11 protein-coding genes are annotated in these 13,822 nt (G+C 57.9%); all 11 read left to right on the top strand.

The window, feature by feature from the left end:
• The first annotated feature begins 1 nt into the window (after nt 1).
• The 11 genes from ACK2JC_RS01005 (at nt 2) to ACK2JC_RS00955 (ending at nt 13,813) form a co-directional block, all read left to right on the top strand.
• Nucleotides 2-802, top strand: a complete 801-nt coding sequence (locus tag ACK2JC_RS01005) for an ABC transporter permease (RefSeq protein ID WP_092360402.1) — start codon at nt 2-4, stop codon at nt 800-802.
• Between the two features lie 15 nt (nt 803-817).
• The gene (locus ACK2JC_RS01000; RefSeq protein ID WP_007717776.1) at nt 818-1,573 is read left to right on the top strand and encodes an ABC transporter ATP-binding protein; all 756 of its coding nucleotides are present in this window, start codon (nt 818-820) and stop codon (nt 1,571-1,573) included.
• 18 nt (nt 1,574-1,591) lie between these two features.
• Nucleotides 1,592-3,124, top strand: a complete 1,533-nt coding sequence (locus ACK2JC_RS00995; protein ID WP_320936488.1) for a bifunctional UDP-sugar hydrolase/5'-nucleotidase — start codon at nt 1,592-1,594, stop codon at nt 3,122-3,124.
• A gap of 76 nt (nt 3,125-3,200) precedes the next feature.
• The gene (locus ACK2JC_RS00990) at nt 3,201-3,797 is read left to right on the top strand and encodes a TetR/AcrR family transcriptional regulator (RefSeq protein WP_320936487.1); all 597 of its coding nucleotides are present in this window, start codon (nt 3,201-3,203) and stop codon (nt 3,795-3,797) included.
• 149 nt (nt 3,798-3,946) lie between these two features.
• Nucleotides 3,947-5,467, top strand: a complete 1,521-nt coding sequence (locus ACK2JC_RS00985) for an AbgT family transporter (RefSeq protein ID WP_320936486.1) — start codon at nt 3,947-3,949, stop codon at nt 5,465-5,467.
• Between the two features lie 24 nt (nt 5,468-5,491).
• Nucleotides 5,492-7,747: a prolyl oligopeptidase family serine peptidase gene (locus ACK2JC_RS00980; RefSeq protein WP_368270984.1), complete on the top strand. Its 2,256-nt coding sequence runs from the start codon at nt 5,492-5,494 to the stop codon at nt 7,745-7,747.
• Nucleotides 7,731-9,026, top strand: a complete 1,296-nt coding sequence (locus ACK2JC_RS00975; RefSeq protein ID WP_320936484.1) for an amidohydrolase family protein — start codon at nt 7,731-7,733, stop codon at nt 9,024-9,026. Before ACK2JC_RS00980 ends, ACK2JC_RS00975 begins: the two co-directional genes overlap by 17 nt.
• Before the next feature lie 243 nt (nt 9,027-9,269).
• A complete protein-coding gene (locus tag ACK2JC_RS00970) occupies nt 9,270-10,964 on the top strand; it encodes a GspE/PulE family protein (RefSeq protein WP_320936483.1) in 1,695 nt (564 codons plus the stop codon).
• An 8-nt stretch (nt 10,965-10,972) separates the two neighbouring features.
• Nucleotides 10,973-12,022, top strand: coding sequence for a type IV pilus twitching motility protein PilT (locus ACK2JC_RS00965; protein ID WP_320936482.1), 1,050 nt, complete (start codon nt 10,973-10,975; stop codon nt 12,020-12,022).
• A gap of 29 nt (nt 12,023-12,051) precedes the next feature.
• Nucleotides 12,052-13,263, top strand: a complete 1,212-nt coding sequence (locus ACK2JC_RS00960; RefSeq protein ID WP_276947958.1) for a type II secretion system F family protein — start codon at nt 12,052-12,054, stop codon at nt 13,261-13,263.
• Between the two features lie 100 nt (nt 13,264-13,363).
• Nucleotides 13,364-13,813 (top strand): prepilin-type N-terminal cleavage/methylation domain-containing protein, encoded by a 450-nt coding sequence (locus ACK2JC_RS00955; protein WP_320936481.1) that lies wholly within the window; start codon nt 13,364-13,366, stop codon nt 13,811-13,813.
• The last annotated feature ends 9 nt before the right edge of the window (nt 13,814-13,822 follow it).

The following is a 13,822-nucleotide window of genomic DNA, read 5'->3' as shown; positions in this document are numbered from 1 at the left end:
AATGTTTAATCTTAACTCCAAAAACAGCGCAAGACAGAACAAAATCCTGCTTTGGATTGCCATTGTGTTTCCGGTTTTGGTAATTCTCTTATGGCAGTTCGCGTCAACCCACGGGCTGGTGAAAGCATCCCTTGTGCCGGCTCCACTGACAATCGCGAAAACATTTCTGTCCTATATCGAATCTGGGAAACTCTGGAAAAATCTGAGCGTCAGCTTCGGGCGCGTGGCGTGCGGCTATGTGATCGGCGCGGTCTGCGGCGTGGTGGCGGGATTTTTGATGGGACTGTTTAAGCCGGTCAACGCGGCGTTCAGCGGCATTGTAAGCGTGCTGCGCCCTATTCCCACCATCGCCCTGGTGCCCATCGTGATTCTGCTGGCGGGCATCGGTTTTTCCTCAAAGGTGGCGATCATCGCCTTCGGTTCCTTCTGGCCGGTGCTGCTCAACACCGTTCACGGAATCCAGTCGGTGGACAACAAGCTGCTGGAGGTGGCGTACACCTACCGGATTCCCACCCTGAAGACCATTTTCAAGATCATTGTCCCCTCCTCCATCCCCGCCATCCTCACCGGCCTGCGGCTGGGCATGAGTAACGCCTGGATGAGCGTGGTGGCCGCGGAGATGATCGCCTCCTCCACCGGAATCGGCTATCTGATCACCCTTTCCCGTGAGACGGCAAATGCACGGGTCATGTATATGTGCGTGCTGGTAATCGGCGTGATCGGCCTGTTTATCGACAGAGGGCTGACCCGGCTGGAGCACTATTATCTGGCGAAAACCCGCGGCATCACGGACAGCAAATAAGGAGGGTGAAACACCATGGCTGGAAATGAAAATATTCTTGAGATACACCAGTTGTACAAAAACTTTTATATCCGGGGTCAGAAGTTCGAGGTTCTGGCCGGCGTGGATCTGACCGTCAAAAAGGGGGAAATGGTAGCCATTGTGGGCGCCAGCGGTTGCGGAAAGAGCACGCTGTTAAAGCTGATTACCACCCTGGAATCCATCAGCTCCGGCGAGATTCTGCTGGACGGCGAACCGGTCAACGGGCCGTCCCCCAAGTGCAGTATGATCTTCCAGGAAGCCAGACTTTTTCCCTGGCTGAGCGTGCGGCAGAACATTGAATTCGTGATCTCCGACGCGGTTCCCAAAGCGGAGAAGAAGGAGATGGTGGAGTATTACATCAACCTGGTGGGTCTGTCCGAATTCACGGACGCCGTGCCCAACCAGCTCTCCGGCGGCATGCAGCAGCGCGTCAGCATCGCCCGCGCCCTGGCCACCAGGCCCCAGCTTCTGCTGCTGGACGAGCCCTTCGGCGCTCTGGACGCCTTCACCCGCATGTCCATGCAGCAGGAGGTGCTGCGCATCTGGGAGCAGGACAAAACCACCATGATGATCGTTACCCACGACATCGACGAGGCGATTTACCTCAGCAGCCGGGTGGTGATCATGGGCAAGAACCCGGGCGTGGTGAAGAAGATCGTGCCCGTAAACCTGCCGTTCCCCAGGGACCGCACGGACCCCGCGTTTTTGGAAATCCGCGGGGAGATCATGAAGGAGTTTTTGGAAACATAACCGGGGGAGATCAAAAACATGGGGGAGAGAACCTTCCGAATCCTGTATACAAGCGATATCCACGGCAGGCTGTTCGCCCGGCCCGGCGAGGCCGGGCTGGACGTGGCTGGCCGGGAATTTGATAAGGATGGAAATACACTGATTTTTGACGGCGGGGACCTGCTTCAGGGCGGGACCGCCGGTACTTTTTTTGTGCGGCAATTCAGGGAAAAGGAACGGGAGCTGGAGCAAAAGTCCGGGCGCAAACCGCATCCGCCGCACCCGGCGGCGCAGGTGATGAACGCCTGCGGCTACGACGCCGTAACCCTGGGAAATCACGATTTTAATTACGGCCTGCCCTATCTGGCTGATTATCTGACCTCTCTGCGCGGGGTCTGCCTTTGCGCCAATATTGACAGCCAAGCGGGGATTCTGCCGGTGGAGGAGAGCCGGATCTTTACGCTGGAGAACGGGCTGCGCATCGGCGTGTTCGGGCTGTGCACCGACGCCCTGGCGGGATGGGAGCGGGAGGAGACGATCCGTCAGCTTTGCATCGAAAAGCCGCTGGACGCGGCCCGCAGGGTGCTGGGCGGACTGCGGGGGCGCTGCGACGTGACGGTCTGTATCTACCACGGAGGTTTTGAGGAAGACCCCGCCACAGGGGAAGTTCTGGATAACAGCGGCGAGAATGTCGCCTGCGCGCTTTGCCGGGAGCCGGGCCTGGACCTGCTCCTCACGGGGCATCAGCATCTGAGGGAGCCGGGCCGTCCGCTGTATGGCTCTTACGCGGTACAGCCAGGCTGCTTTTGCGGGTGTTACGCGGATGTCACCGGCACGGTTGGCATGGACGGGGAGATTCGGTTTGTCTCGCGTCTGAAAGAGGCGGCTACGGGGGAGGCTCCTTTCACGCCTCATCCGGCAGATTCCCTCCCGGCCTTATCTGATCTCCGTCAGGCCCTGGAAAATTGGGAGTCCGGGCGGATCTGCACGCTGCCGGCCCCGATTCCCATACAGGACCGGGTGCACATGGCTCTCCACGGGTCCGCGCTGGCTGATTTTATCAACCGGGTGCAGCTGGCAGTCACCGGGGCGCAGATTTCGGCCACCTGCCTTTCCAACACGGCCCTTGGCCTGCCCGCCGAGGTGCGCGTGGCGGATGTATTCCTGGCCTACACCAGCGCAAATACCCTGTGCACGGTGCGGTGCAGCGGAGCCGTGCTGCGCAGCGCGTTGGAGTGGACGGCTGAGTTTTTAAACGAGGAGAGCGGGGGCTTTGGGATCGACAGACGTTTTCTGCGGCCCAAACCGCGGTATTTTCACTATGACTTTTACGCGGGAATCGATTATCGGCTGGATTTTACCCGCGAGCCCGGCAGCCGGGTGGTCCGCCTGCAATACGGGGGCAGGGACATCCTGCCGGAGGACAGCTTTACCCTGTGCATCACAAATTACCGCAGGGCCGGAGGCGACGGATACGGAATGTTTCGCGCCTGCGAACTGCTGAAGGCGGATCCGGTCCCGGTGGCAGAACACATAATCGGGTATCTGAGCGGCCGGAAATCACCGCAATAAACACTTGACGTTTTCCTCCAAACCTGCAAAAATAGAACAGGAACTCATCACATTGAGCCGGTAAGGAGAATGGAGTATGCGGACAAAGGACGAGGAAAACGAGCAGCGGCAGCGGCAGCAGATTTTAAACACGGCCTGGCAGCTGTTTTACCAGAAGGGATACCAGAATACGACCATGGAGGACATTCTGCGCGGCGCCAGGTGCTCCAAAGGGCGATTTTACTATTATTTTCACGCCAAGGCGGAGCTTTTGGATTCCCTGTACGAGATATTCGATCAGAAATACATCGAGCTTTACGGTCTGATCTGCCGGGAAGCCCATGCCAGGGACCAGCTTCTGGAGATCAACCGCTATATGTTTCAGTTCCTGTCAAATGAAATCGGCGCCGAGCTTTTGACCAGTCTTTACATCAGCCAGCTTTCCGGCACCACGGGAATCTCCTTCTGGGGGGAGGAGCGGGCGGTGCGAAGGATTCTGTCGTCCATCGTGTCCCAGGGCCAAAAGCTGGGGCAGCTGACGACAAAGCTGGACTGCGGCCAGATCGTGACCGACATCATTGAGGAGGAGCGGAGCCTTTTGATATCCTGGTGCCTGGCCAAGGGGGAATACGACCTGACGGAGGCCAGTATGCCAAAGATGGAACGGTTTTATCGGAGCTATCGTGAAGATTAGAAGAATCGAAGAGAAAAAACTGCATAAAAATCACAGTTTGACTTTATAAAATTAAGAATGGCAAAATGTAATTGCGCCGTTCTTATTTTTTGCTTATAATAAGACCACGGTCTAAAAAAGAAAATGAAGTACCAAGGAGGAATGCGCATATGAGTGAAAAAGCGATGCAGAAAAAAAGAGGGGGGCGCGTGCTGGATTTTATCGAGCGGGCGGGCAACAGGCTTCCACACCCTTACATCCTGTTTTTGTGGCTGTGCCTGATCCTGGCGGTGATCAGCATGCTCTGTTCCGCTGCCGGAGTGAGCGTGGTGAACCCCACCACCGGGGACACGGTGACGTCCAACAGTCTGATCAGCAAGGACGGATTTGTCTGGCTGCTGGAGAACCTGCTGACGAATTTCCAGACCTTCACCCCGTTAGGGCTGGTGCTGGCCATGCAGATCGCCATCGGATTTGCGGAGAAGGTGGGCCTGCTTACCACAGCCATGCGCCGGGCGATTCTGGGCGTGCCGCTGTGGTGTCTGACCGCCACCGTGCTGTTTCTGGGCATCAACGGGAGCATTGCCTCCGAGGCTTCCATCATTGTTGTTCCCGCGTTGGCAGCGGCGGCCTTTGAGTCCGTCGGCATGCATCCGGTGGCCGGGCTTCTGGCCGGTTACGCGGCGACCAACGCCGGTTTTACGGCCTGTATCATTGTGGCGGGCACGGATGTGCTGCTCAGCGGCGTTACGGAGTCGGCCGCTCAGCTGATCGATCCCTCCATGACGGTCAACGCCACCTGCAACTGGTACTTTATGTTCGTATCCGTTTTCACGCTGACGGTGGCGGGTGTATTTGTCAACAAGAAATTTATTGTGCCCCGCCTGGGAACCTACCGGGCCCAGGGAAATGAGGCCGGGGAGGCAGGCTTGACGGAGCGCCAGTGTAAGGCGCTGCGGGCGGCGGGCATTTTCAGCGTGCTGTTTATCCTGGCCTTCGCGCTCATGGTCATTCCCAGGGGCGGTATCCTGCGCGGGGAGGATGGGTCCATTTTAAACGGTCCGTTTATCGCAGGCCTGGTACCGATCCTGATTTTCTATTTCATTCTGGTGGGCGTTGTCTACGGCGTTGTGGCGGGAACCCTGAAGAACAGCTCGGACGTGCCGCTGTTTATGGCCCAGGCGCTGGAGGGGATGACCGGGTATATTGTGCTGGTCTTTGTCATCGCACAGTTTATCAATATGTTCAGCTACACCAATCTGGGCATGATCATTGCGGTTAAGAGCGCGGATGCCCTGCAGGCCGCCGGGTTTACGGGAATTCCCCTGATGCTGTTCTTTATCCTGCTGTGCTGCGTGGTGAACCTGTTTATGACCAGCGGCTCCGGAAAATGGTTCATTTTCGCGCCGATCCTGGTGCCCATGATGATGATGCTGGGCTACAGCCCGGCCTTCGCCCAGGTGATTTACCGCATCGGCGATTCCTGCACCAACGCGATCACCCCCATTTATCCCTACATACCCATTGCCATCGGCATGGCGAAAAAGTACGATAAGGAGTTCGGCATGGGAAGCCTGATCTCTATGATGCTTCCCTATTCCATCGCGTTTTTGCTGGTGTGGGTGGTGCAGATGGTGGTCTGGGTGGTGTTCAACCTGCCGCTGGGGCCGGGCGTCCAGGTGTTTTTATAAGCTGGAGCTTTCAGGGAGAATGAGATGATGGATTTACTGGAAAAATACCGGGCGGCGGAGCGGATGCTGCCCCAATATACGAGAGAGATGGTAATAAACGGCAGCCCGAAGATCCGATGGCTGGACGGGGTGTTCTTTTCCTATGACCGGGAAACGCGTGGGGAAAGCGGGAAAGAGACGGTGAATGTGCGGGTCAACTCTCTGACTGGCGAGGAGGAGATTCGTTCCGGTGAAGCCGGGAATCCCCAGGGGGCTCTCAACGGAGATACAGACCCGGCGCAGGCGCGCCGGTCGGAGAAAAGCGGCTTTAGCGTCTCTCCGGACGGTCACTGCCGTCTTTTTTACCGCGGACACAACCTTTATCTTCTGGACGGCGGCGGGGAAACCCAGCTGACGTTTGACGGCGAACCTCTCTGCGAGTACGGCTGCTACGTGGACGTCTACAGCCAGATTACGGTGAAGCGTCAGGGGGCCGCAGAGCATCCGCTGGTGCTGTGGAGCCCGGACGGGCACTATTTCGTCACATACCGGGCGGACCGCAGAGCGGTAAAGAAGCTTTACGCCATTGAATCCTTTGGGGACTCGCCGCAGGATATCCGCCCAAGGCTGTGGGAGTACCCCTGTCCCTTTGCCGGGGATTCCGACGGGGAGCTGCCGCATTTTGCGCTCTGCGTGGGGGACGTGAAGCTGCGGAACATGACCATGGTGCAGGCGCCTGCGTATCTGGACCCGGTGTTCACCTCTGAAGAAAAGAGTTTTGTGCGCTGGCTTCCGGACAGCAGCGGGTTCTACTTCACCTGGTTCAGCCGGGGGTACGGGGAGGGCAGGCTGTACCTGGCTGAGGCTGCCACCGGAGCGGCCAGGCAGATCGTCCGGGAGACCACGGACACGTTTTTGAATCTGGGAGCCTTTGGACAGCTGGACGGCTTCGGCAGCTATCAATTTTCCAACTTTGTGACCGCGGACCGGAAGCTGGCCTTCTGGCAGAGCGAGCGCAGCGGATACGCCCACCTCTACCGCTACCGCCTGGACACAGGGGCGTGCGAGGGCGACCTATTTGACGCGGCGTGCCGGGAAATGATTGTGCAGAAGCTGGTAAAGGTGGACGAGGCGGCCGGGCGCATTTACTTTATGGCAAACAATGTGCCGGATTGCTCCGATCCCCTCTATTATCAGCTCTTTGCCGTGAATTTTGACGGCAGCGGGTTGGCGCGGCTCACGCCTGAGGATGCGGTGCATCGGGTCACAATCGGAGAGCAGGCGTTTGTCGACACCTACTCCCGGGTGGACCTACCGCCGGTGACGGTGCTCAGGGACCTTGAGGGCGCGTTGATCCGGGAGCTGGAGCGGGCGGACGTGAGCGGTCTTTTGGCCGCAGGTTATCAGGTCCCGGAGCGTTTTACGGTGAAGGCGGCGGACGGAGTCACCGGACTCTGGGGGATTCTGGTGCGCCCCGCCGGTTTTTCCACGGATGTTAAATATCCGGTGATTGATTACATTTACGGCGGAGCCCAGCTCTACAATGTACCCAGGGAATTTACCTGGGATAACGCTATGGGACGGGAGGCCATGGGCGGCCTCCAGGGGTTTGCCCAGGTAGGCATCGCCGGAATTATCCTGGATGGCCGGGGAACGCCTGGGCGGGGGAAACGGTTTCACGAATTCAGCTGGAAAGCCATCCACGAGTGCGCCGGTCTGGCGGACCACGCGGCCTGTCTGCCGGAGCTGAAGGAACAATTTCCATTCCTGGATCTGAGCCGGGTGGGCATCTGGGGCAACTCAGGGGGCGGTTACGCCACCGTGTCCGCCATGTTCCGCTACCCGCAGATTTACCGGGCAGGCGTGGCATCCGCGGGAAACTACGATCAGCGGATGTACGAAAACTCCTGGACGGAACGCTACTACGGGCTGTATCAGGAAGAACTCTACGGGCAGGGAGATATCACCCGCCTGGCGGGAAATCTGAAGGGAAAGCTGTTTCTGGCCTGCGGCGCCCTGGACGACAATGTGAGCATGTCCCAGACCCTGCGGCTGTGCGACCGGCTGATCCGCTGCAACAAGGATTATGAGCTGCTCATTTTGCCCAGGGTGAACCACAACGTGTCCGCGGACCTGTACTTTATCCGCAGAAAGCTGGACTTCTTCGTGCGCCATCTCCTGGGGCAGGAACCGCCGGAGTATGAGTTTAAGGCTGAGTTTAAGGCCGTGGAGCCGGAGAAGCCCGGCAGTGAGGCGGAAATAAATGCGTTCACGGAGGAAAAACATGAAAGAACGATATAAAATCATCCGCTGCGGACAGTTCTACGACGGCGTTTCGGCAGAGTGGAAGCCGGGGCAGAGTATCCTGGTGGACGGCGGGCGCATCGCAGCGGTGGGAGCGCAGGTTCCGGAGCCGGAAAATGCCCTGGAAATCGATTTGCGGGGCTGCCAGGTGACGCCCGGCATGATCGACGCGCACATGCACATGGATTATATTGACTGGCACACGGTCCGCGAGGAGGTGTACACCACCAGCGAGGAAGCCAAGACCCTGGCCATCGCCCGCTGCGCAAGAATGGCACTTGCCCGGGGCTTCACCACGGTGCGCCATGTGGGGGGAATCACCAGCAACGGTTACGGTGTTCTGGATGTGAAGGAGGCGGTGGAACGGGGATATCTGCCGGGAGCCCGCATCGTGGCCGCTCCGGTTTTTCTCTGCACGGCGGGAAGCCACGGCGACTTAAGCCAGGGCTTTGCCCGCAATCCGCAGCTGTCCGGGCTGCTGCAGCGGCAGCGGCCCGGGCTGGGAAGCGGCCGGGACTTCTTTGCCAACGCGGTCCGGGAGCAGGTGAAGTATGGCACGGACTTCCTCAAAATCATGGCGACGGGCGGCTTTTTTACGCCTTACGACACGCCGGTCCAGCAGCAGTTAAGCGACGGGGAGCTGGAAACGATCATCACCACCGCCCATGAGCTGGGCAAAACAGTGACCGCCCACGTGTACACCAACGAGCTGATGCAGAAGTTGATCCGCTTAGGGATCGACGGCATGGAGCACGGAAGCCTGATGAACGAGGAGACGGCCGCCATGATTGAGGAGCGGGGAATCTACCTGGTGCCCACTTTCTCGCCCTACGAGGAGGCCGTCCACTACGACCCGGAGCGGCTGAAGGACAAGCAGCCGGAATTCCGCAGAAAACTGGAGCTTTACCGGGAAGCGCTGCAGGCCGGGCGGGAGGTGATCTGCCACAGCAAAATCCGTCTGGGTTACGGCACGGACTTTGTGGCGGTCCACCAGAACTATGAGAGCGGCTACGAGTACGAGGCCTGGATGAACAGCGGCATGAAGCCATTCGAGGCCCTAAAAGCCGCCACAAGCACCAACGCCGGTATCCTGGGACTGGAGGATTGTATCGGAACGGTGGAGGTGGGAAAGTATGCCGATATTTCGGCCTGGAAGCGCGATTTGATGAAAGACCCCAAGGCGCTGCTGGACTGCGCGTTTGTGATGAAGGAAGGGGAAATCTATGAGACGGAATCTTGTTTGGGGGAAGGGGGAGGACGAAGCCATCCTTTCTGATCTGAAGTAGAAGAAAGATAAGAGAGAGCAGCCTGTCTTTTGCACCATAAGCAGAAGTCAGGCTGTTTTTCTATTTCAGAAATTTCAGAAAGTTCTACATAATGCAAAAATAGTCAAAAAAAACCGAAAATCTCCGATCTGGAAGAGAAATTGTAATTGATTACCAAATCAAAAGGGGATATAATAAAAACATTCTAAATATTCAGCGGGGCTTTTTTCGTGAGCTCCGGGGAGGAGCAAAACGTGATTTATAAGAGACTTGGCGACCTGCTGCTGTCGGTTGGGCTGATCAACGAGGAGCAGTTAAACCATGCGCTGCAGCTGCAGAAGGAGACGAAGGAGCGCCTGGGAACGCTGCTCATCGACCGGGGCGTGATCACGGAGAAACAGCTGATCGAGGCCCTTCAGATGCAGCTGGGGATCGAGTTTGTGGATCTGTCCAAAATTGACATCGATCCCAGAATGTCCGCCCAGGTGCCCAAGAATATCGCGCGCAAATACGGGGTGGTGCCGGTCCGGGTGGAGAAGGATTCGCTCTACCTGGCTATGAAGGACCCTATGAACTTCATGGCCATCGAGGAGGCCAAAACCGCCTCCCGGAAGCGTGTGATCCCCATGATTTCCACCGCCAACAGCATCGACCGGGCCATCATGAACCTGTACGGAAACGAGGGCGTGGCCCGGGCCATCGAGGAGATGCGCCAGTCGGGAAATGCGGAGCAGTCGCCGGAGTCCGCGGTGCCCTCCCTGGAGATCGGGGACGAGGACACCATCAGCGCGCCCACGGTGCGCTTGGTGAACTCCATTATCGAGCGGGCCGTGACCGAGCGGGTCAGCGACATTCACATCGAGCCGCGGGAGACGGACGTGGCGGTTCGCATGAGAATCGACGGCATGCTCCACAAGATTCTCACCGTGCCCAAGGATTTGCAGTCGTCGGTGATATCCCGCATCAAGATCATGGGCGGAATGAATATCGCGGAGCGCAGAATTCCGCTGGACGGCCGCGCCAACGTGAGGATCAAGAGCCAGGACATCGATCTGCGAATCTCCACCCTGCCGCTTATTTACGGGGAAAAGGTGGTGATCCGTCTCCTGAACAAGTCCACCGACCTTTTGAATAAGGCGGGCATCGGCCTCAGCGGCCCGGACCTGGATAAATACGCCAAGCTGATCTCCAACCACAGCGGCGTGATCCTGATCGTGGGCCCCACGGGCAGCGGTAAATCCTCTACCATGTACACCATGATCGGGGAGTTGAACCGGGAGGAGGTCAACCTGGTCACTTTGGAGGACCCGGTGGAATATAATATTTCTGGGGTCAATCAGGTGCAGATCAACGAGAAGGTGGATATGACCTTTGCCAACGGCCTGCGCTCCATTCTGCGCCAGGACCCGGATATCATCGCGGTGGGCGAAATTCGGGACGGCGAGACCGCGGAGATCGCCATGCGGGCCGCGATCACGGGACATTTGGTGCTTTCCACCATACATACCAACGATGCCATTTCCACCATCGACCGGTTGAAGGATATCGGCGTGGAGCCGTATCTGATCGCCAGCGCGCTCAACGGAATCGTTTCCCAGCGCCTGGTCCGGCGGATCTGCCCCAACTGCAAAACGGCCTACAAGCCCACCCCGGAGGATCTGGAGATTCTGGGCATGGACCGCGGCAGCGATGTCACCTTCTATAAGGGCAAGGGCTGTCCCTACTGCTTTGACACCGGCTACCGGGGCAGGACGGGTGTTTTTGAGATTTTGATGATGAACCGGGAGACCCGCCGCTGCATCGCGGAGGGCGGTTCAAAGGAACAACTGGTGCAGGCGGCCGAGGGGGCGGACTATGTGTCCATCCGGGACAACTGCCGGCGCCTGGTGCTGGAGGGTGTTACCACGGCTGACGAGGCCCGCCGCACCATCAATTCCATAGAAGGGTAGGAACAGACGTGACAATCGAAGAAATGATTCGGGCGGCCGGGGACGCGGGCGCTTCGGATATTCATCTGGTAAAAGGACTGCCGCCGAGATTCAGGCGGGACGGGCGGCTGGAAGATATGGACGGGGAAATGCTGACGGCTGCGGACTGCGAGGGTTATGCCAGGGAGCTGGCCGGAGAGGCGTATGAGCGGATCCGGGAGATCGGAGAGCTGGATCTGGCGGGAACCTTTGCGGGCATCCGGGTCCGAATCAATCTGTTTCGGCAGCAGGGGCATATTTCCGCCGCCATCCGGCTGCTGAGCGGGCGGATTCCGGAGCTGGACAGTCTGGGGCTTCCACCGGCGGTTTCCCAGTTCCCGTCCATGAAGCGGGGGCTGATCCTGGTGACGGGGGAGACCGGCTCGGGTAAATCCACCACCCTGGCGGCCATTTTGAATGAGATCAACCGCACCAGAAAAGGGCATATTATCACGCTGGAGGACCCGGTGGAGTACATTTACACGCCGGACCAGTGCGTGGTCAACCAGCGGCAGATCGGGACGGACACGAGAAGCTACGGGGACGGCTTAAGGGCCGCCCTGCGGGAGGACCCCGATGTGATTCTCATCGGCGAGCTGCGGGATCTGGACACCATCGAGACGGCGCTGACGGCGGCGGAGACCGGCCATCTGGTATTCGGGACCCTGCACACCAATTCCGCGGCTGATTCCATTGACCGCATTGTAAATGTGTTCCCGGACGGTTTGCAGCGGCAGATACGGCTTCAGCTCTCCACCTGCCTTCTGGCGGTGCTGTCCCAGCAGCTGGTGGAGCGCAAAAACGGCAGGGGCAGGGTGGCGGCCTGCGAGCTGATGATGGTGACGCCCGCCATCCGCAATCTGATCCGGGAGGCCAAGACGCCTCAGATCGCCAGCTCCATGGCCTCCGCGGCTCAGGAGGGGAGCATCACCATGGACAATTTCCTGGTGCGGCTCTACAAGGATCAGGTCATTTCCGCCAGGACGGCGAAGGAAGCCGCCCGGGACGCGGATTATATGAAACGGTATGTGCTGGTGTGACGGCCGCCGCCGGATGGGGGTGATAGGACATGGTCACATTTAAATACAAGGCGATTTCCCGGGACGGCCTGCCGGTGAGCGGCATTGTGGAGGCGTATGACGAGTACGCGGCCGTGGCTCAGATCAAAGAGACGTGCAGCCTGGTGACCAGGATTACGCCGGTGCGGGAGCGCTCCGGTTTCCTGACAAAGGAAATAAATGTAAAAAAGATCGATTTGAAGGCCCTGTCCATGGTGTGCTCCCAGTTTTCCGTGATTCTGGCGGCGGGGATGCCCATCGCCAAATGCGTGGGGCTGATTGCGGGCCAGTCGGAGGACAAACGGCTGAAACGGATTCTCAGTAATGTGGCCCGGGACGTGTCGGCGGGGTACGGGCTGGCGGACAGCTTTGAGACCGCCGGGAAGGGGCTGCTGCCCCTGACGTTTATTGAGACCGTCCGCTCGGGGGAGCAATCGGGAACGCTGGAAAATGCCTTTGAGAGCCTGAGCGGGTTCTACGAGAGGCGTTACAAGACGAAACAGAAGGTGTCGGCCGCGCTGACCTACCCGGTATTTGTCATGATCATCGCCGTGGTGGTGATGATCGTGGTGATGGTGAAGGTGATTCCCACGGTCAGCGGCATTTTTGATGAGCTGGGCGGGGATATGCCGCCGTCCACGAAGGCGCTGATCTCTGTGTCGGCATTTTTCCAGAAGCATATTCTCTGGATTCTGCTGGGGCTGCTGCTTCTGACAGCCCTGTCTGTGGCCGCTGTGAGGACGGAGGAGGGCAGGGTGAAATGGAACCGGCTGAAGCTGAAGGTTCCCATTCTGGGGAAGATCAGCATGCTGAACGCTTCCAGCCAGTTTGCCAATACCATGTCCACGCTGCTGGGGGCGGGGCTTCCCGTGGCCAGGGCGCTGGCGGTGACGGCTAAAACGCTGGACAATTATATGCTCTCACTGGAGACCAGCAAGATGGTCACCGGGCTGGAGGAGGGCCGCCACCTGGGAACCTGTATGAAGGAGTCCGGCTGCTATCCACAGACCCTCAACGACATGTGTGTGATCGGTGAGGAGACGGGGGAGCTGGAAGAAACGCTCAAGACCATCGGGCGGTATTTTGACAATGAGGCGGAGCACGCCACCCAGAAGGCGCTCTCCAAGCTGGAACCGGCGATCCTGGTATTGATCGCAGGAATCGCCGGATTTATCGTGATCTCCATCTATCTGCCGATTTTTAATATCTACGATATGATGTAGCAATATGCAGGCCGGACCATCACAACCCGTGGTTCCTGAGTCTGCAGGATGAAAGATCAGAGAAGTACATTGATAGAAACCATAGCAGGAGGATTTAAAAATGAATAGGATGAGTAAGAAATTAAATAAAAAGGGCTTTACATTGGCTGAGTTGCTGATTGTTGTGGCAATTATTGCAGTGCTGGTGGTGGTGTCCGTGCCGATTTTCAGCAGTAAGCTGGAGAAGGCTAGGGAGGCTGCGGATGTGGCGAATATGAGGGCGGCGAAGGCTGCGGCTGCGTCGATGTATTTAACTGAATCAGATGCTAATTACGCTGATCCATTTTATTACGATGCGGATAATGGTGTTTTGCAGCCGAAGGATAAGAAAAGCGACATAAATGGATATGGGCAAGGAACAGAGACCAAGGGTGGAGTAACATATGGAGAGTATTATCCTGATGATACAAAGTGTAAAGGACAGATAATAGAAGTTACAATAACGGCACCTACGACGACGGATGGTGAGGTTGAAATTGGAATGAAGTGGGTACCTGTAGGGACCACGTAATAAAATGTT

Source organism: Enterocloster lavalensis (genome assembly GCF_046603895.1).
In the GTDB taxonomy this organism is placed as follows: Bacteria; Bacillota; Clostridia; order Lachnospirales; family Lachnospiraceae; genus Enterocloster; species Enterocloster lavalensis.
Note: the sequence above shows the minus strand (reverse complement) of the source record. Positions and strands in the feature narration are given on the sequence as shown.